A 20,657-nucleotide genomic window follows, 5' to 3' on the forward strand; every position below is an offset into this window, starting at 1 on the left:
GTGGACTTGATTCAACTAATAATATAAAAGGCGTTAGTACGCATGAGGAAATAAGATGGACAGGTTAAAACAAATACCGAAGCATTTATTGGATGTTTGGAATAAATACACAAGAAAACAAAAAGGTATAATTATAAGTGTTGTTGCAATTGTAATTGTAGCTTTAATAATACTTGCTGTTGTCATACAAAGACCTAATATGCAAGTCGTAACTACATGCAGTTCTTATACTGAGATGGGCGAAGTTACAAAATTACTTACAGACAATGGTTATGCCTATACAACTGATGATGCAACAATGTCAGTTTCAGTTGATAAGGCGAATGTAACGAAAGCAAAGATGGTTTTGGCAGCCGGCAATATTCAGTCAGATGGATATACGTTGGATGATGCTATGAAAAACGACTTTAGTACAACAGAGGCAGATAAGCTAAAAAAATGGCAGTCATATTTGGAATCAAAGTTTGCAAAAGATTTGGCAACTATGGATGGAATTAAGTCAGCAACGGTTACAGTTGTTTTACCTGAAAAAATCGATACCTTTTATGGTACAACCTCAGAAGCTTCCGTTTCAGCAGTTCTTACACTTGAAGGAAATTCAGTGAATGATGATAAGGCAAACACTATCGCACAATTCCTTGCTACATCTGTGGGCAATAAAAACACCGATAAGATTACGATAATTAGTACGGCCGGTACAACATTATTTTCTGGTGCAGATTCATCTGACTCAGGCGGTGGAGGAACAACTAGCCTTAATACAAAGGTAAAGTATAAAGCCCAGATTGAATCAACAATAAAGACCTCATTGAAACAAAATCTTTTGGCAACACATTTGTATGATGATGCGCAAATCACTATGAACCTGTCATTGAATTGGGATGCAATTAATGAAATAGCGACGAAGTATACTGCTCAAGAAGGTAGAGAGGAAGGCCTTTTCAGTACATCATCTGTTGAAAAATCAACTGGAGGTGGTGGTACAGCAAGTGGTGTTGCTGGTACAAGCTCCAATTCTAGTGATACATCTTATACGGTTTCAAATGGCAATGGTTCCACTTCGGAATATACAGTAAGTAAATATGCTTATTTACCAGATGTAATTGTAACTACAACAAACAAACAGCCTGGTGCTGTTATCTATGCGGACTCATCAATGACGATTTCCTTGGTTAAAAATGTAATATACGATGAGACAGAAGCAACCACTTTGGGCTATCTAAATGGAAGTACTTGGGATCAATTTAAAGCCGCAAATGCAGCATCCAAACCAATCACAGTTGACCCGAATTGGTTAACGGCTATTTCAACTGGTACTGGTATAGCGACGGGTAAGATTACCGTGCTTGCTTATGAGGTACCCTATTTTGTAGATGCACCAGAAAGCACAACTGCAAAGACAGTTACATTCTGGCTTCAGATAGTGTTGGCAATTGTGATACTTGGAATTTTAGCATTTGTAATTATTAGAAGTGCAAAACCATTAACAGTAGAAGAAAAAGAACCTGAATTGTCAGTAGAAGAAATGTTAGCTACGACAAAAGAAAATCAGCCTTCAATTGATAATATTGGTTTACAAGATAAATCAGAAACTAGAAAAGCAATAGAGAAATTTGTGGATGAAAATCCAGAAGCAGTTGCGTTGCTACTTCGTAACTGGTTAAATGATGGATGGGAGTGATAAATAATGGCTAAAGGTAATTCAGATAAAGAAATGAATGGCGTTGAAAAAGCCGCCACATTACTTATTGCATTAGGTCCAGAAAAGTCTTCAAAGGTATTTAAGCATTTGAAGGAAGAGGAAATTGAACAACTTACGTTGGAGATTGCCAATACAAGCAGTATTTCGCCATCGACAAAAGAAAGAGTTTTAAATGAATTTTATGAAATATGCCTTGCACAACAGTATATTGCTGAAGGTGGTATCTCATATGCAAAAGAACTTTTGGAAAAAGCGTTGGGACCAGAAAAAGCAAAAGACGTTATTGGAAAACTTACTGCAAGTTTACAGGTTAGACCGTTTGAGTTTATTCGAAAAACGGATCCAACGCAGTTACTTAACTTTATTCAAGATGAGCACCCTCAGACAATCGCTTTGATATTGTCTTACTTGCCACCATCACAGTCGTCAATGGTTGTTTCTTCATTGCAACCAGAAAAACAAGCCGATGTTGCAAGACGTATTGCTCAAATGGATAGAACATCACCAGATGTCATCAAACAGGTTGAAAGAGTTCTGGAACGTAAGTTGGCTTCACTTGTTAACCAGGATTACACGATTGTTGGTGGTGTTGATGCTATCGTTGCAATCCTCAATTCAGTTGACAGAGGTACTGAAAAACATATTATGGAGACCCTTGAAATCGAAGAACCAGAATTGGCAGATGAAATCCGAAGAAAGATGTTTGTATTTGAAGATATTCTTTCACTTGATGATAGAGCTATTCAGAGAGTTCTTAGAGATGTTGACAATGCAGATCTTGCACTTGCACTGAAAGGTTCAAATGAAGAAGTTCAAAATGTTATTCTTAACAATTTATCAAAACGTCTTTCTGTAATGATAAAAGAGGATATGGACTTTATGGGGCCTGTACGAATGAAGGATGTTGAAGAGGCACAGCAAAAGATTGTTAATGTAATTAGAAAACTTGAAGATTCAGCAGAAATTGTTATTGCGAGAGGTGGAGGTGACGAAATCATTGTCTAATCTATATAAACGAAACAATGTGGTGAGCCAGAAAGAAAGAATCATAGATTATAATGATGTTATAAAATCTAAAATTGGTGTGTTGATTGAATTAGCTGTAAAAGATAAAGCGAATTCAGGTGGTTTCATTAGTGGCTTGAATGCAGAAGTGGTTGAACCGTTTCATGTTCGAGACATAGATGCTTTGACAACTGATAACGAAATAAACCCGCAGCAACAGATATCAAAAGCAGATATAGAAGCATCAGCTGCTCAGGCAGAAAGTATAATTGAAAAGGCAAATATAGAATCCGATAATATACTTTATGAGGCGCGTAATAAAGCGGATATTATTATAAAAGAGGCATATTCTGAAGGCAAAGAAAAAGGGCTAGAAGATGCTAGAATAGAAGTTGACAGTCAGATTTCAAAATATCAAACAGAAAATGAACAAATAAAGTTAGAAATTCAGCAACAGTATGATGATATGAAAGCAAAGATGGAACCAGAGCTTGTTAGTGTAATAACAGATGTGTTTAAAAAGGTCATCAATATAATATCAGATAATAATGAGGAAATCATATTAGACCTGGTTAATAGTGTAATGCATAATACAGAAGTCAGTAGGGAATTCGTTATAAAAGTATCACCTGACGACTATAAGTTCTTAGTTAACAATCAAGGAAAAATCTACTGTGCGATGTCAAGAGAAGTACAAATAGAAATCGTTGAAGATTTATCGATGACGAAAAATCAATGTGTTATAGAAAGCGATGTTGGAGTGTATGACTGCAGTTTGGATATACAGCTTACCAATGTAATTAAAGATATTAAGCTATTAAGTTGTATTTAAGCTTTGGAAGCAGTTAGGAGAAATTATTTTGTCAGTAATTAATAGAGATAAGTATATAAAATTAGCTGAGAAATCATTTTATAAAAAGCTTGGTAAAGTATCAAAAATAGTTGGACTTACAATTGAATCAATAGGACCCGATGCTAAGTTAAATGATTTATGCAAAATTACATCTAGTGATGGAAATCAGACTTTGTACGCGGAAGTTGTTGGATTTAACAATTCAAGAGTTTTGTTAATGCCGTTTCAATCAGTAGACGGTATTGGACCTGGATGTATGGTAGAGAATACCGAAAGTCCTTTGTCGGTTAAAGTAGGAGATGCATTGCTAGGTCAGACATTGGATGGTCTTGGTAATCCGATAAATAATGCTGATTTAGGCCTATTTACAGAATATTCAGTAGAAGCATCCCCACCAGACCCGATGACAAGAAAACTGATTAGTGAAGTACTTCCTCTAGGAGTAAAGGCAGTGGATAGTCTTATTACGGTTGGTAAGGGACAAAGAATCGGTATATTTGCGGGTAGTGGTGTTGGAAAAAGTACACTGCTTGGAATGTTTGCTAGAAATACAAAAGCTGATATTAACGTAATTGCTCTAATTGGTGAGCGTGGAAGAGAAGTACGAGAATTCGTTGAAAGAGATTTGGGCGTTGAAGGTATGAAAAGAAGTGTTCTTGTTGTTGCTACTTCTGATAAACCAGCGCTGATTCGTAATAAAGCAGCAAAAACTGCGACAGCGATCGCTGAGTATTTTCGAGATCAAGGCAAAGATGTATTGTTGATGATGGATTCACTGACACGTTTTTCTATGGCACAAAGAGAAATCGGACTAGCTTCAGGTGAACCGCCTGTAACTAGAGGGTATCCACCAAGTGTATACAGTGAGATGCCAAAGTTACTTGAAAGAGCTGGCATGTCGGGAAACGGATCGATTACTGGTCTGTATACTGTATTGGTAGATGGTGATGATTTTAACGAACCAATTACAGATACAGCAAGAAGTATATTAGATGGACATATTATGTTGTCAAGAAAGTTAGGGCACAAAAATCACTATCCAGCAATTGATATTTTACAGAGTATTTCTAGATGCATGAGTACAATTGTAGACAAAGAACATAAAACATTGGCTGGTAAATTGAAAAATGTTCTTGCCACATATAATGAGGCAGAAGACTTGATTAATATCGGAGCCTATAAGAATGGTTCAAATAAAAATATAGATTATGCAATTTCAAAAATAGACGCTGTAAATGAATTTTTAATACAAGAAACGGAAGAACGATTTGATTTTGATGAAGAAATTCAACTCCTCAAAAAACTATTTGAAGAGTAGGAAGGTTTATTATGGCAAAATTTTTATATAAATTGCAAAATATTCTTAGTATTAAGGTTAGCTTGGAAACACAATCCAAAACAGCTTATGCAGAAGCATCTAATAAGTTTGATGCTGAAGAATCAAAATTAAAAAATCTTATTCAAAAAAGACTGGATTATGAGGAACAATACAGACAATTATCAAAAGCAATTCTTGATATTCCTGCCATTCAAAGATGTAATAGTGCAATTGATATTACAAAAGATATGATTAAGAAGCAAATGGTAACAGTTAAAGTTGCTGAAAAAAATCTTGATTTAGCGCGTAACAGATTAAATAGTGCTATGAAAGAAAGAAAAACATATGAAAAGCTGAAAGAAAATTCCTTTGAAGTTTTCATGAAAGATTTAAATTCGGAAGAAAAAAAAGAAATCGATGAACTTGTAAGTTTTAACTACAATGATAACATTAGAGAAACAGGTGAATAGTAATGGCGAAGAAAAAGTCAAAAGAAGAACTTGATGTAGATAATCTGGAAAATGATGAACTAGATGAAGACGAAAAAAAGGGCGGGAAAATTCCTGCAATTCTGATAGCAACTTTCATTATTGCTATTTGGCTTGTTATATTTGGTTTGTTAATCAAAATGGATGTGGGCGGGTTTGGAAGTACTGTTCTTAGGCCATTGCTTAAAAATGTGCCTATTATTAATCAGATTCTTCCGGCTGCTTCAGACCAAGAGGTAGCGGTAGAATCTGGTACCAAATATAAGAATCTTACAGAAGCGCTTGCAAAAATAAAAGAATTGGAACAGGAACTGAATACATATGAAAATTCATCTACTAATAGTGCTGATAAGATAGCAGAACTTACGGCAGAAGTATCTAGGCTTAAAACTTTTGAAGATAGTCAAGCAAATTTTGAAGCATTGAAAAAAAAGTTTGATGATGAGGTTGTTTTTAATGCAAAAGCACCCGATATAACACAGTATAAGACTTGGTATGAATCTATTGATTCAGCAAATGCAGCAACAATTTATCAGCAAGTTTTAGAAAAGATTAACTATACTCAGCAGGTTAAGGATTGGGCCGAAGCATATTCAAAGATGGAGCCTAAAAATGCGGCTGCAATCTTGCAAGAGATGACAGGTGATATGAACTTAGTATCCGCAATCCTTTTAAATATGAAAACGCCCCAAAGAGCCTTGATTTTAGCGCAGATGGATACAGTGTTTGCTGCTAAGATTACGAAAATCATGTATCCTGAATAATTTCAGAAAGGAGGAGACACGATGGTAAGTTCGAGCATATCCAGCTCAAGCAATTTAGCTTCAACGAAAGACAGCAGTTTTAAATTTGCGCTAAAAACTGATAATAATGGTCTGGATTTTAAGAAAATAATGAAGCAGTCTATTTCATCAAACGTAGACACCAAATCAACCCAAACCTCATCAAAGCATACTACAGCATCCGAGATTGATTCATCTATTTCAACAGCAGTTAACAACGATAAAAATAATAATGACATTAAAAATAATAAAGACGTTAAAAATAATAAAGACGTTAATAAAAACGCTAATAAAGATGTTAATGATAAAGACGTTAAAAATGATAATGACATTAAAAACAATCAAGATGTTGAAAATAGCAAAGACGTAAGTAAGGGAATCAACAAGACAGATAATAACAAATCAGAAAATGTTGATGATGACAAGATTGATGGTATGATTAAAGAAATCAAGGATGAAATTAAAAAAACGTTTGGAATTAGTGATGAACAACTAGAAACAGCTTTGGCAAATCTAGGAATTACAATGCAAGATTTATTAAAACCAATTAATCTAACTAATCTTGTTTGTGAAATCACAGGGACGCAAGATGCATTATCATTACTTACAGACAGTGGGTTATCGCAGCAATTAAAATCAGTTATGGATTTTGTTAATACACAGGTCAGCAGTTTGGCAAAGGACATGAATATAAGCTTAGATGAATTGAAAGCTTTTATTGATAATTCTGAGAATACAAATCAAGAGCAAGCAGCAGGCAGTGAAGGAAACAAGATTCAGGTTGATGAAAATGTAAGTGTTATAAAAGTGCAATCAGAAGATGCGTTAAAGAACATCAATAATCAAGAGACAGTAAAACCGAACAGTAATGAACAGCCCAAAAATGATTTACAATCTGTTATTGAAACAAAAGTAACAGTAGCGACTGAACAACAAAGCGATGGTTCAAGGTCAAAAGATAATAATGAATCGAGTGGCAAAAATCAGCAATTTAACACAATAACCAATAATCTTACGCAGAGTATTCAAGGTGCATTTGATAACATTGTTGTTGAAAATGCAGGTAAAATCAATACAGCAGATGTAATTAATCAGATTGTAGAAGCTGCTAAAGTTACAGTTACACAAGAGCTTTCATCTATGGAGATACAGCTTAATCCAGAAAATCTTGGAAAAATCAATCTTACTATAGTAGCAAAAAATGGATTAATAACAGCACAGATTACTGCGGAAAATGAAACCGTAAAAAAAGCCATTGAAAATCAACTGAGCGTTTTGAAAGAGAATTTAAACAACCAAGGCATTAAAGTTGAAGCAGTTGAAGTAACGATTGCAAGCCACAGTTTTGAAAACAATCGAAATACTGGTAAAGATGATGCAAATCAAGAAAGCGGTGGAAAACAAACAAACAAACCATTTAGCCTTGACAGCATTGAAGATTTATTAGATGAAGAACTTTCTGATGAAGAAAGGCGCATTATGCACATGCTAAAAGGCAATGACAGTAGTGTGGAATATTCAGCATAAATAAAAGAACGTATATGAAAGGAGAAATGATTATGGCAACTACAGCAGGAATTAATAAAGATGGATCAGTTCAAAATTCAAGTAATAATACAACATTGAATTCAACAACTGCAAAGGCATCAAACTCTGCATTGGATAAAGATGCATTCTTACAGTTACTTGTAGCGCAGATGAAATATCAGGACCCATTAGAACCAGCCTCAAATACAGAGTATATTGCTCAGTTGGCTACATTTTCACAAGTAGAAGAGTTACAAAATGTAAGTGAGTCAATGACGAGTGCAAAAGCAAATGCATTGATAGGATCAACAGTTGTAATTAAGACAAAATCAGAATCAGGTGAAGAGAACTACATAGGTGGAGTGGTTGAAAGAATTGTTAATAAAGATGGAAAGACATATTTAGGTGTTAATGGGAATTTATATGATATTGATGACATGGATTCTTTAGTAAATGATGATTTTTATAAAAAGTATTATCTAAATGATGGTAAATTAAAAACACCTATTGGTGGCGTTTATGTTGATACAACAGCAAAAACAAATACAACAGGAACAACTGGAACTACAACGAAATAATTCCAGTTAAAGCCTACTAGGAACGGGGGTATGCGGATGCAGATAAAAAGCAATAGTTTCCCTTCTATAGAGCAGGTAACAGGGCAGTATCTTACAAAGACTAAGAACACTGATAGTAAATCAGAACAAACATCATTTCTGGAGATACTTCAGCAAACGCAAAATAATATAAAATCTAGTCAAACAGATGCTACACAAGAATTAAAGTTTTCAAAACATGCAAGCGAAAGATTATCTGATAGAAATATAAGCTTGACGAATGAACAATTGCAAAGGTTAGAGGATGGAGCCCAAAAAGCCAGCACTAAGGGAATAAAAGAATCATTAGTATTACTTGACAATTTAGCATTTATTGTCAACACAAAAAATAATACAGTAGTAACTGCAATGAATCAAAGCAGTGATGAAGAAAATATATATACCAATATAGATGGTGCCGTAATTATATAGCTGGACCGAAAGGGAGCGTATGTCTTTGAATGCTTGATAAGACATGTTACGGATCATTCTAATTATTAGAGTGGAGGAAAAAAGTTATGATGAGATCATTGTATTCTGGAGTTTCTGGCCTTAGGGCTCACCAGACAAAAATGGATGTTATAGGTAATAATATTGCCAATGTTAATACAACGGCATACAAAGCAAGTTCAGTAACCTTTAGTGATGTATTTTACCAAACAACACAAACAGCATCAGGTCCTAATGCAGCAACGGGCAAAGGTGGTCAAAATGCTATTCAGATTGGTCTAGGTTCAGGAATTGGATCGATTTCAACTTCAATTGCAACGGAAGGTGCAGCACAACGAACCGATAACCCATTTGATTTGAAATTATCAGGCAGTTCATTTTTTGTAGTTAACAGCGGTGGAGGAAACTACTTTACAAGAGCTGGAGATTTCACAACAGATGAAGCAGGTAATCTGGTAACATCGGGTGGTGCTAGTGTAATGGGGTGGCAAGTTGATGCTTCTGGTAATATTGTTAAAGATCAAGTTTCAGCATTAAAAGTTAAGGGAGATGCATTTACTTATACAACTCCAGAAGCATCTACAAAAGCGACTCTTTCAGGCAATTTAAATAGTAGTGATCCATCGTTTAAAAATGGAACGGTTGTGGCTGGTATTACGTTTTATGATAGCCTGGGATATGAGTATCTTGCAACTGTTAATATAAAGCAGGTTGATGCATCCAATTACACTTTGTCAGTTGGTGCGATAACATCAACGAATGGAATTGGAACTAATCTTGTTGGAACACTTGATAGTGCTGATTTAAAATTTAATCCTGATACAGGTCAAATTTTAACGACGACTTCAAATTTTAAAATGTCTTTTACAACTCGTGCGTTGACAGCCGATGAAATTGCATCAGGAAAATTCAAAGATATTGCAACCAAAATTGGAGATATTGCGCTTGATACCTCAGGTATTAAAACATATGGTGATGCAACTAGTTTGACAAAAACTCAGGATGGAAAAAAAGTTGGTAAGATGTCTGCTGTAGGAATTGATACTTCAGGTCTTATTGTTGCTAGTTACACGAATGGAGATACAATGGTTTTAGGCCAAATTGCCGTAGCTAATTTTTCTAATCCATCTGGTCTTGAGAAGGCTGGCGATAATCTATATGCTGCGACACTTAACTCTGGTTTGTTTAATGGTATTGGTGATGATGTTACAGCTAATAATGGTAGTATTAACTCGGGTCAGTTGGAAATGTCAAATGTTGACCTTTCAGCTCAATTTACTGAAATGATTACAACACAAAGAGGGTTCCAAGCAAATTCACGTATTATTACAATATCCGATACAATGCTAGAAGAACTTGTAAATCTTAAACGATAATTGAATAGAATTTCACACTGCCACCTAGAGGGGATTCCCGTTAGGTGGCAGTGTAGTATAGTGGGGTAAAACATAAAAAAAGCAATCATTTTGAATGATTTTGTTGCAATAATTGACTAAAGGTGTTTTAATATATATATTGATTGTATTGCGTGTATTTCACTGTATATAGTGGAATATGCCAAATTTTGCTAATAAAATGGAGGAAAGTTATATGATTGAAGTAACACGATTTAACAATTCAACATTTTTAGTAAATGCAGATCTTATAGAGACAGTAGAAGAGACTCCGGATACAGTGATTACGCTAGCAAATGGACGTAAATATATTGTCAAAGAGAGCGCTGAAAGCATCAAATCCAGGATCATTGAGTACAAAAACAACATATTTCGAGGCGTGTTTTTTAAATAGATTTATGATTAGAATAGGTAATTTCACACAATTACAAATAATAGACAATATAAGTTAGGAAGGATACATATATGAAGAAAAGTTTTCTTAATGTAATCACTTTAGCATTGGTTCTTATTAATTTAATACTTACAGTATTACTAACATTTTCGCTTGTTTCTACATCTCAAAAAACAGATGACTTTATTTCTAAGATTGCAGGAATAATTGACTTAGATGTTGGAACAACTTCAACGGGTGCTACTCACAGTGATTCAACAACGGTTGGTATAGGTGACCTAGAAGTTATTGATGTTAAACTTTCTGATGGTACAACAAAAATCACAATTTCATTATTAGATGATGCAGGTAAAGTGCATCAATCAATGGTAAGTGTGGCACTTTCATTGAACAAAAACTCAAAGGACTACACTAAGTTAAGAGCGAATGTTGATAATGGTATGAATCTAATTGTAAGTGAAGTTAACAAAGTCGTTTCGTCATATTCTTTCAATGTTGTACTTTCTAACAAGGCTAATATGGAACAACAAATACTTACATATTTACAAGATACGATGTTTCAGTCAGATATTGTATATTCGGTTTCATTTACGGGCTTAGTAGTACAATAATAGGTATCGCTAATGAATACCTTGATTAGGAGGTGAGGAAGAATGAGTGAGGTCTTATCGCAGAATGAGATAGATAACCTCCTGAAGGCTTTGAATAGTGGAGAACTTGATGTTGAAGAAATCAGAAACTCCAAAGAAAAGCAAGTTAAGAATTACGACTTTGCGAGACCATCAAAGTTTTCAAAAGAACATTTAAGAACGCTTGAAATAATATTTGAGCATTTTGGAAGACTGTTAGCTACTAATCTTCCTGCCTATTTAAGAAAATCAGTGAATGTAGAGGTTGTAAATTCAGAAGTTGTTATTTACTCTGAATTTTCTAATGCACTTTCGAATCCAGTACTTTTAGGAGTTGCTGAAATTTCACCGCTTAAGGGTAGTATTATTATGGAGATGGCATCTAATTTGGGATTTGCGATAGTTGACAGACTGCTTGGTGGCTATGGTACATCTCTTGAAAAAACTAGAGATTTCTCTGAAATTGAACTTACAATATTAGAGAGAATTTTTACGATTTGTGTCAATCTTTTGCAGGAACCATGGCAAAATGTTGTTAAGATATCACCACGATTAGAACGTATTGAGACCAATTCTCAGTTTGCGCAGATTATTTCTCCAAGTGAGACAATTGCAATTATTACAATTAATCTAAAAATTGGTGCTGTCGAAGGCCTGATCAATTTGTGTTTGCCATATACAACGCTAGAACCCGTTATGGACAAGCTTAATACGAAATATTGGTTTTCAACTATGCAAGAAAAGGATGACGCTACATACGAAGATGCAATCGAAGCCGTTATTTCAAAAGCACCAATACCTATAAAAGCAGTGCTTGGTACAAGTAAAATAGCGGTCTCAGACTTCGTAAACCTGCAAGTAGGCGATATTATTAAACTAGATAAACAGGTTGATAAAGAATTGAAAATTTATGTTGGAAACATAGAAAAATTTGGTGCGTTACCAGGATATTCAAATGAAAAATATGCCGTAAGAATAACAGAAATAATCAGAGAGGAGAGCAAATAATATGGACGGAATGTTATCTCAAGACGAAATAAATGCATTATTAAGTGGTATGAATACAGATTCTGATAGTGTTGCACCTGAAAATAATTCTGATGATAATGGTTTGATGCAGGATGAAGAATATACATTGCTCGATAGTGAAAAGGACGCCGTTGGGGAAATCTCTAATATTAGCATGGGAACAGCAGCAACGACTCTTAGCTCATTACTGAACCAAAAGGTTAGTATTACAACACCTACCGTTTCCATTGCAAGATGGGATGATTTGGCTAGAGCTTATGATAGGCCATGTGTGTTTTTGCAAATATCCTATAAAGAAGGCCTTGATGGTACAAATGTACTTGTTTTAAAAGAAAATGACGTAAAAATTATTACTGATATTATGATGGGTGGAATTGGCCAGATCGATGAAAATGAGCCTCTTGGTGAACTTCATTTAAGTGCAATTGGTGAAGCTATGAATCAGATGATGGGTTCAGCGGCTACGTCAATGTCTTCAATGTTTAAACGCAAAATCGACATTAGTCCTCCAATTGCAAAATTAGTGGAAATATACGCTGATTCAGCAGAAGATGTGCCTGGATTTTTAAATAAACCATTTGTGAAAGTTGCTTTTAAGATGCAGATAGGTGATTTGATTGATAGTGAAATTATGCAACTATATCCAATTGAGTTTGCTCAGGAATTGATTGGAATGTTTAGTGCGGATGGAACATCCGCAAAAAAAGCTGATGCAGTGAAAACACCACAGCCACTTAAGTCACAAGCGCCACAGATGCAACAGCAGCAACCACAGATGCAACAGCAACAGCAGCAACCACAGATGCAACAGCAACAACCACAGATGCAACAGATGCCACAGATGCAACAGCAACAACAGATGCAACAGCCGAATACGGGATATGCGCAACCAATGTATTTTCAACAGTCAGATGTTAATGTTCAACCAGCTTCATTTCAACCATTTGCTGGTGACTTGGTTTCCTTGTCTCAAAAAGAGAATATCGATTTAATTATGGACGTACCACTCGAAGTAACGGTTGAGTTAGGAAGAACGACGAAATCAATTAAGGATATTTTAGAATTTGCTCCTGGTACGATTGTTGAACTTAACAAAATAGCAGGTGAAGCCGTTGATATTTTGGTTAATGGAAAATTCGTCGCTAAAGGCGAAGTAGTGGTAATAGAAGAAAGCTTTGGCGTTAGAATCATAGAGATTATTAAATGATAATTAATAGGATTTTATAATATTGAAATACCAAAAAAAACATGTAGGAATATATCGAATTTTAGTGTATAATGTTGATATGAAATGATAAAAATAATTGTGAATGGAGAATTTTATGGCAAAGAATATTTTAATTTGTGATGACGCCGCCTTTATGAGAATGATGATAAAAGATATTCTTACTAAGAACGGGTATAATATAGCAGGCGAGGCTGAAAATGGTATCAGGGCTATTGAAAAATATGCTGAGGTGAAACCAGATTTGGTTCTGATGGATATCACAATGCCCGAGATGGATGGTATTGAAGCACTTAAGAGAATCAAAGCTGCTGATCCGAATGCATCTGTTATTATGTGTTCAGCAATGGGCCAGCAAGCGATGGTAATCGAATCAATTCAGGCTGGAGCGAAAGATTTTATCGTAAAACCATTTCAGGCAGACAGAGTTATTGAGGCAGTACAGAAAGTAGTTGGATAAAACATGGTTACTCTTTCATCAATTGGATCCGAATCTCTTGTACAGTTACTGACAATATCTATAGTGTTTATATTAGTACTCGCTTTGACTTATTTCACTACGAAGTTTGTTGGAAATTATCAGAAAACAAAGTTGGCTGGTAATAACATTCAAGTATTGGAAACTTTCAGGATTTCCAATTCAAAATATATACAGATTATTAAAATAGGTGAAAAGTATTTTGCAATATCAGTTTGTAAAGATACAATTACGTATTTGGGAGATTTAAATGCAGAAGACTTAGTGTTTAAGAATGCGTCTAATGAATTTAAGATTCCAAACTTCAAAGATATTTTAGATAAGTTAAAAAAAGACAAGCCAGAAGATTAGGCGGGATGTGATATATGTTACGATTATTTAATAAGTATAGAAAGCCAATTGTTAAAATATTACTACTACTAGTTGTAATATCTGCTGTAAGTATAATTACTTCTAGTTCAGCTAGTGCTACAGAAATTGCAACGAGCTCTAATAATAATTTAATTAGCGTTGGTATTTCTGCTGGTGACGGAAGTGATATGTCAAGTGTATTACAGATGCTTTTAGTATTAACTGTGATTTCACTAGCACCTTCAATTTTGATTATGATGACTTCTTTTACGAGAATTGTAATTGTGTTACATTTTACAAGAGCTGCAATTGGTACACAGACAGTTCCACCGAATCAGATAATAATTGGGTTGTCATTATTTTTGACTTTTTTCATTATGGCACCTACATTTACACAGATTTATGATAGTGCTATATTGCCATTATCTAATAATGAGATTACGGTACAACAAGCATTTGATACTGGTATAAAACCAGTTAGAGTATTTATGTTAAAACAAACATCTAAGAAAGATTTAGATACATTTCTTAATATTAACAAAACAGAAGCTGGTTCAATTCAAACAGATGATGATATACCACTAACTGTATTAATACCAAGCTTTGTAATAAGCGAGTTAAGAATCGCATTCATTATAGGATTTCTTATATATCTTCCATTTATTGTTATTGATATGGTGGTATCGTCGACTTTGATGTCGATGGGTATGATGATGTTGCCGCCAACCACAATATCTACGCCATTTAAGATACTATTGTTTGTTATGGCTGATGGTTGGAATCTAATAATTGGAAATTTAGTATCTACCTTTTACTGATATTTTTATTATGTTGAAATTTTTACCAAATTAAATTAAAGTGATATTGCAGTATTTCCCCGCTTATTTTAATTTGGCTGGGAAATATCTTTCGTTTTAGAGGATATATCATATTTATTATCAAGAGAAGAGGGCTATCGTGTCACAACAGGATGTAATTAATATTGCAAGAAATACAATATGGGTTATTATTGAGACTTCGATGCCTCTTCTACTTGTATCAATGATCGTTGGATTGGTAATAAGTTTGTTTCAAACATTAACATCAATTCAAGAGCAAACGCTTTCATTTGTACCGAAGCTTCTTGCTATATTTATAGCGTTAATGCTTATGGGATCATGGCTTATGAATACTATTGTAGAGTATATGACACAATTGTGGTCTAATTTTAGTCAGTATATAAGGTAAAATAATATGATTAATTATAATATAGCATTAAAAGATTTTGAAATTTATATCTTGATATTAATGAGGCTTGCTACGTTTGTTTATGCAGCACCTTTTTTTAATACTGCTAACACGCCTCAAAGGCTTAAAATAGGTTTTTCACTTATTCTAGCTATGCTCGTATTTCAGTTAGGACCTCAAGTTACATATGAGTACGCAGGCGTGGTTGATTTTACTGCAATTGTCATTAAAGAGAGCGTAGTAGGGCTATTATTAGGTGCTATGACATCGTTTTGCGTTCAGATTATAATGTTTGCAGGTAGAATGATTGATTTGGATATTGGATTGTCGATGGCAAGTTTATTCGATCCAACAACAAAAGCGCAAGTCGGTATTATGGGTAATATGTATTATTATACTTTGATGCTTTTACTTATCGTATCAGGACTTCATAGATACTTAGTAACCGCAATTATTGATACCTTCAATGTTATTCCAATTGGAGGAGTTAAATTTAATATTTCGTTGTATGACACCGTAATTGGGTTTATGAGCGACTATTTCGTAATTGGTTTTAGAATTGCATTACCAGTTTTTGCAGCTATTTTATTACTGAACTGCATATTGGCAATTTTAGCAAGGATTGCACCACAGATGAATATGTTTGTTGTTGGAATGCAACTTAAAATTTTCACAGGTATTGCTGTTATATTTGTTGTTATTGTTATGCTTTCATCAGTTTCTAATTTTATATATATTGAAATCAAAGAGATTATGGCAAGCTTAGTTAGAGGAATGAGTTAGAATTGGATAAATTGATGATTAATTACAACCTTCAGTTTTTCGCAAAAGACGGACCTGGAGGAGAAAAAACTGAACTAGCTACATCCAAGAAGTTGGATGATGCAAGAAAAGATGGCCAAGTATCAAAAAGTAAAGAAATTATAACGGCAATCTCTCTTCTGTCAATTTTTATATTGATTAAAGTTTATATATCAACTTTGGGACTAAGATTTGTTAAGTGTTTTGATGAATTTTATGGAATGATTGGAACCTTTGTCCGCGATAGTTCTAGCGGCGTGAGAATGGATATGGTTTTAGGCTTATTTCAGGCCGCATTATTGGATATTGTAATTATGCTTATTCCAATATTTGCAGTTGCAATGACAATTGCTATTTTAGGAAATGTATTGCAGCAAAAATGGAAGATTTCCACAAAACCCTTGCAGCCCAAATTAAACAAGATAAGCCCGTTGAGTGGATTTAAAAGAATGTTTTCTTTTAAACAGGTTGTTGAACTTTTGAAATCAATAGCAATGGTAGGCATTATCATGTATGTGGTATATACTACTATTAAGGATAAGATGTACTTATTATTCACTTTTTATGATGTTCCATTATATACAGCACTCGGAATAATAGGAAACGTAGTGACTGATATAGGAATTAGAATAAGTATAATTTTTTTAATTATCGGTTTCGTAGATTTGTTTTATCAGAGGCATAAGTTTAAAAATGACATGATGATGAGTAAGCAGGAAATCAAAGATGAATTCAAAAATTCTGAAGGAGATCCACAGATTAAGGGTCAGATTAAGAGGAAGATGCAGGAAGCTTCAAGAAGAAGAATGATGCAGGCACTCCCAGAAGCTGATGTAGTAATTACGAATCCAACGCATTTTGCAGTAGCATTAAAATATGAAGCCAATTCAGGAAAAGCACCAGTCGTTCTAGCAAAAGGTGCGGACTATCTGGCTTTACAGATTAAAGAAAAAGCAAAAGAATATAAAATCGAGATAGTGGAAAATAAACCGTTAGCAAGACTTATATATAATAATGTTGATATTGGAGCTGAAATCCCAAATGAATTATATCAAGCGGTTGCAGAAGTGTTAGCTTTTGTATTTACACTTAAAAATAAATAATTACATATAACATATACTGAAAGGAGGAATAGCTATGAATATAAAGAAGAATGACCTTTGGTTGGGACTGTACATTATGTCAGCGGTTATCTTTTTAATTATATCTATTCCTGCAGCTTTGTTGGATGTTTTGTTAGCCTTTAATATTGCTATTGCAATGATAATTTTATTTAATGCACTTTTTTCAAAAGAAGTGTTAGACATGTCATCATTTCCAACAATTCTACTATTTACAACAATATTTCGTATTTCTTTGAATGTTTCATCCACTAAGTTAATTCTTGGTACGGGAGAGCCTGGCGATGTCATTAAGACATTTGGTGAGTTCGTAGGTGGTGGCGATTTGATTATTGGTGTAATCATCTTTATTATATTGATTGTTGTTCAGTTTGTTGTAATTAATAAAGGTTCTGAAAGAGTTTCAGAAGTAACCGCACGATTCACTCTAGACGCTATGCCAGGTAAGCAGATGGCAATTGATTCGGATTTGAATACTGGTGCAATTACTGAGAAAGAAGCATCTTTAAGAAGAAAGAAACTTCAGCAAGAAGCTAGTTTCTTTGGATCTATGGATGGTGCAACGAAGTATGTAAAAGGTGATGCTACGGCAGGCCTAATTATAGTAGGTGTTAATATTGTGGGTGGCCTTATAATGGGTGTAACTAGACAAGGCCTTGATATTATGACAGCTATGCAAAAATATACGATGCTTACGATTGGTGATGGACTTGTAAATCAGATTCCATCAATTTTAATATCTTTATCAACTGGTATTTTGGTTACAAAAGCATCCAGTCAAACTGAACTTTCAGATACAATTATTGGTGAATTATTCGCAATGGACAATGTTTTGATGATAGTTGGTATTGCCCTCATTTTCCTTGGTATTGCAACACCTTTGCCCTGGTTCGTTTTCATCCCAATGGGTGGTGCTATGATAGCACTTAGTCGTGTTATTGGAGCAAAACAGGGTGTACAAGCGATTGAAAGCGAGTCCGGTCAAGAGGATGCAGAAGCACAGGAAATTAGGCGACCCGAAAATGTTGTTTCACTCTTAAAAGTAGATCCAATAGAATTAGAGTTTGGTTATGGAATTATTCCACTTGCAGATGTTAATCAGGGTGGTGATTTACTTGATAGAGTAGTAATGATAAGACGACAAGTTGCACTTGAACTTGGTGCAGTTGTGCCAATCATTCGTTTAAGAGATAATATTCAGTTAAATCCGAATCAATATGTAATTAAAATAAAAGGCATACAAGTAAGCGAAGGCGAGATTTTGTTTGATCATTACATGGCAATGAACCCAGGTTATGTTGAAGAAGAAATAACTGGAATACCAACATTTGAACCTTCATTTCATCTTCCAGCTATCTGGATTACTGAAAGTCAAAGAGAAAGAGCGGAGTCATGTGGATATACTGTGGTAGATCCTCCGTCAATTATTGCAACTCATTTGACAGAAATCATAAGACAGCATATTGATGAGTTACTTACTCGACAAGATGTACAGAATCTTATTAATAATGTGAAAGAAAATAATCCTACGCTTATTGATGAGCTGATACCTAAAATCCTTGGAGCTGGTGAAATTCAGAAAGTATTGCAGAATCTTTTGAAAGAAGCTATATCAATTAGAGATTTGGTTACAATATTTGAAACACTAGCAGATCATGCATCAGTTACAAGAGATACAGATATACTAACAGAATATGTAAGACAAAGTTTAAAAAGAGCAATATCAAGTAAATATTTCCCACCAAATGAGATCACTAATGTGATAACATTAGATCCTTCTATTGAACAGGAAATTATGGGATCAGTTAAACAAACTGAGCAAGGGGCATATTTGACATTAGATCCCGAAAAAACGAAAAAAGTAATGAAATCGCTTGGTGATGAGCTCAAGAAGCTTGAAGATTTGGGCAAGAATCCTATTATTGTGACATCGCCAATTGTGCGTATGTATTTTAAAAAATTAGCTTTTGATTATTTTAAAGATATCATAGTTGTTTCATATAACGAAGTAGAATCTAATGTTGAATTACAATCAGTGGGGATGGTGACGGCATAATATGATAGTTAAAAAATTTCAAGCACTTACAGAGACAGAAGCAGTAATAAAAGCACAGGAAGAACTAGGCAGTGGTGCCGTGGTGCTTAATGTTAAGACATTGAAGCAACGAGGAATATTTAGACTTTTCAAAAAAGATATTGTTGAAATCACAGCGGCTTTGGAAGAAAAAGATTTCGTGCAAAATATCAGTCAAAATAAACCTAGATTTCAGAATAATATAGGCATTAATAGCCATTCTATCAATATAGTTGCAGACGAAAAGCTTGATGCAGGAACAAAATCTGAGATGTTAGAAGTAAAACTTGATTCACTACATAATTCACTTAGAAACCAGTTGGAAAAAGAGACTGATTTTGAAAAAGCAATCAATGAAGTTACATATTCTAAGCAAGAAGAGAAAAAAGTAGTAAGAGAAAAAGAAAATAATAATTTTAAATTCTTACAACTTATTTATCAAAAATTAATTGATAATGACGTCGATGAAAAATTTGCGAATATGATAATAAGTGAAATCGAAGGCTCTCTTAAAAAAGAATCAAATATCGACAGCTTATTAGCTGGTGTATATCAAAAGATAATATTAAAACTCGGAGAACCCAAGCCGATTGTTTTAGGTAAAAAGACAAAGGTCGCATTTTTTATAGGACCAACAGGTGTTGGTAAAACAACAACAATCGCAAAGATAGCATCTACATTTAAATTGGAGCATCAAACTAAAGTCGCATTTATTACTGCCGATACATATAGAATAGCGGCAGTTGAGCAACTTAATACCTACGCATCTATTATTGATTGTCCTGTAGACGTGGTGTATTCTGCCGATGAGATAGTAGATTGTCTTAAGTTATATGAATCTTATGATTTGATTTTGGTAGATACTGCAGGCCGTACTCATAAAAATGAAGAACAAATGACAGAAATCATTGATTTATTGCAAAAAGCAGCCAATACTAAAGATCTTTATGATATCGAAGTGTTTCTTACATTAAGTATTACAACAAAATATAAGGATTTGGTTAAAATCACAGAAGCTTATAAGGATGTTCAAGAATATAAAATTATATTTACGAAGTTGGATGAAACTTGTTGCCTTGGTAATATTCTAAATTTAAAACTATTAACGAATGCTCCGCTATCATACACTACTTCAGGCCAGAATGTACCAACTGACATTGAGGTAATTAACGAACAGAGTTTAGCAAAACAATTACTGGGAGGCAATGATTAA

22 protein-coding genes are annotated in these 20,657 nt (G+C 34.2%); all 22 read left to right on the plus strand.

Translation table 11 applies throughout. The annotated features are described in order from the left end of the window. Positions 1–55: 55 nt before the first annotated feature. The 22 genes from BMY18_RS03895 to flhF all read left to right on the plus strand — a co-directional run bounded on the left by BMY18_RS03895 (position 56) and on the right by flhF (position 20,657). A complete protein-coding gene (locus tag BMY18_RS03895; RefSeq protein ID WP_092450765.1) occupies positions 56–1,681 on the plus strand; it encodes a flagellar M-ring protein FliF in 1,626 nt (541 codons plus the stop codon). Positions 1,682–1,687: 6 nt separating this feature from the next. Further along, positions 1,688–2,707, plus strand: coding sequence for a flagellar motor switch protein FliG (gene fliG, locus BMY18_RS03900; RefSeq protein ID WP_092450767.1), 1,020 nt, complete (start codon positions 1,688–1,690; stop codon positions 2,705–2,707). Then, positions 2,688–3,539 carry a FliH/SctL family protein gene (locus tag BMY18_RS03905; RefSeq protein WP_170841284.1) on the plus strand — a complete coding sequence of 284 codons (852 nt, stop codon included), beginning with the start codon at positions 2,688–2,690 and terminating at the stop codon, positions 3,537–3,539. The genes fliG and BMY18_RS03905 overlap by 20 nt, the downstream gene beginning before the upstream one ends. A 25-nt stretch (positions 3,540–3,564) precedes the next feature. Next, entirely contained in the window at positions 3,565–4,878 is a 1,314-nt protein-coding gene (gene fliI / locus BMY18_RS03910) for a flagellar protein export ATPase FliI (RefSeq protein WP_170841291.1), read from the plus strand. Positions 4,879–4,889: 11 nt separating this feature from the next. Then, positions 4,890–5,348 (plus strand): flagellar export protein FliJ, encoded by a 459-nt coding sequence (fliJ, locus tag BMY18_RS03915; RefSeq protein WP_092450773.1) that lies wholly within the window; start codon positions 4,890–4,892, stop codon positions 5,346–5,348. Positions 5,349–5,350: 2 nt separating this feature from the next. Beyond that, the gene (locus tag BMY18_RS03920) at positions 5,351–6,130 is read left to right on the plus strand and encodes a MotE family protein (RefSeq protein ID WP_092450775.1); all 780 of its coding nucleotides are present in this window, start codon (positions 5,351–5,353) and stop codon (positions 6,128–6,130) included. A 21-nt stretch (positions 6,131–6,151) separates the two neighbouring features. After that, the gene (locus BMY18_RS03925; RefSeq protein ID WP_092450777.1) at positions 6,152–7,675 is read left to right on the plus strand and encodes a flagellar hook-length control protein FliK; all 1,524 of its coding nucleotides are present in this window, start codon (positions 6,152–6,154) and stop codon (positions 7,673–7,675) included. A gap of 32 nt (positions 7,676–7,707) precedes the next feature. Continuing rightward, a complete protein-coding gene (locus BMY18_RS03930) occupies positions 7,708–8,253 on the plus strand; it encodes a flagellar hook assembly protein FlgD (RefSeq protein WP_170841285.1) in 546 nt (181 codons plus the stop codon). Between the two features lie 36 nt (positions 8,254–8,289). After that, positions 8,290–8,703: a TIGR02530 family flagellar biosynthesis protein gene (locus BMY18_RS03935; RefSeq protein ID WP_092450781.1), complete on the plus strand. Its 414-nt coding sequence runs from the start codon at positions 8,290–8,292 to the stop codon at positions 8,701–8,703. Positions 8,704–8,789: 86 nt separating this feature from the next. Further along, a complete protein-coding gene (locus tag BMY18_RS03940; protein WP_207647421.1) occupies positions 8,790–10,097 on the plus strand; it encodes a flagellar hook protein FlgE in 1,308 nt (435 codons plus the stop codon). 214 nt (positions 10,098–10,311) lie between these two features. Next, complete coding sequence (locus BMY18_RS03945) at positions 10,312–10,509, plus strand: flagellar FlbD family protein (protein WP_092450783.1); 198 nt, start codon at positions 10,312–10,314, stop codon at positions 10,507–10,509. Between the two features lie 71 nt (positions 10,510–10,580). Further along, the gene (locus BMY18_RS03950; protein WP_092450785.1) at positions 10,581–11,120 is read left to right on the plus strand and encodes a flagellar basal body-associated FliL family protein; all 540 of its coding nucleotides are present in this window, start codon (positions 10,581–10,583) and stop codon (positions 11,118–11,120) included. A gap of 42 nt (positions 11,121–11,162) precedes the next feature. Beyond that, positions 11,163–12,146, plus strand: coding sequence for a flagellar motor switch protein FliM (gene fliM / locus BMY18_RS03955; RefSeq protein WP_092450787.1), 984 nt, complete (start codon positions 11,163–11,165; stop codon positions 12,144–12,146). Between the two features lies 1 nt (position 12,147). Next, a complete protein-coding gene (gene fliY / locus BMY18_RS03960; protein WP_092450789.1) occupies positions 12,148–13,374 on the plus strand; it encodes a flagellar motor switch phosphatase FliY in 1,227 nt (408 codons plus the stop codon). Between the two features lie 115 nt (positions 13,375–13,489). Then, a complete protein-coding gene (locus tag BMY18_RS03965) occupies positions 13,490–13,852 on the plus strand; it encodes a response regulator (protein ID WP_092450791.1) in 363 nt (120 codons plus the stop codon). A 3-nt stretch (positions 13,853–13,855) separates the two neighbouring features. Beyond that, positions 13,856–14,221: a flagellar biosynthetic protein FliO gene (locus BMY18_RS03970; RefSeq protein WP_092450793.1), complete on the plus strand. Its 366-nt coding sequence runs from the start codon at positions 13,856–13,858 to the stop codon at positions 14,219–14,221. Between the two features lie 14 nt (positions 14,222–14,235). Beyond that, the gene (gene fliP, locus BMY18_RS03975; protein ID WP_092450795.1) at positions 14,236–15,039 is read left to right on the plus strand and encodes a flagellar type III secretion system pore protein FliP; all 804 of its coding nucleotides are present in this window, start codon (positions 14,236–14,238) and stop codon (positions 15,037–15,039) included. A 139-nt stretch (positions 15,040–15,178) separates the two neighbouring features. Next, positions 15,179–15,448 (plus strand): flagellar biosynthesis protein FliQ, encoded by a 270-nt coding sequence (gene fliQ, locus BMY18_RS03980; protein ID WP_330385929.1) that lies wholly within the window; start codon positions 15,179–15,181, stop codon positions 15,446–15,448. A 6-nt stretch (positions 15,449–15,454) separates the two neighbouring features. Beyond that, the gene (locus BMY18_RS03985; RefSeq protein WP_092450798.1) at positions 15,455–16,231 is read left to right on the plus strand and encodes a flagellar biosynthetic protein FliR; all 777 of its coding nucleotides are present in this window, start codon (positions 15,455–15,457) and stop codon (positions 16,229–16,231) included. 2 nt (positions 16,232–16,233) lie between these two features. Next, positions 16,234–17,352, plus strand: a complete 1,119-nt coding sequence (gene flhB / locus BMY18_RS03990) for a flagellar biosynthesis protein FlhB (protein ID WP_330385930.1) — start codon at positions 16,234–16,236, stop codon at positions 17,350–17,352. A gap of 34 nt (positions 17,353–17,386) precedes the next feature. Next, positions 17,387–19,426 carry a flagellar biosynthesis protein FlhA gene (flhA, locus tag BMY18_RS03995; protein ID WP_092450800.1) on the plus strand — a complete coding sequence of 680 codons (2,040 nt, stop codon included), beginning with the start codon at positions 17,387–17,389 and terminating at the stop codon, positions 19,424–19,426. Position 19,427: 1 nt separating this feature from the next. Beyond that, on the plus strand, positions 19,428–20,657 hold the full coding sequence (flhF, locus tag BMY18_RS04000) for a flagellar biosynthesis GTPase FlhF (RefSeq protein ID WP_092450802.1): 1,230 nt from the start codon (positions 19,428–19,430) through the stop codon (positions 20,655–20,657).

This window comes from [Clostridium] fimetarium (genome assembly GCF_900111235.1).
GTDB lineage: Bacteria > Bacillota > Clostridia > Lachnospirales > Lachnospiraceae > Clostridium_N > Clostridium_N fimetarium.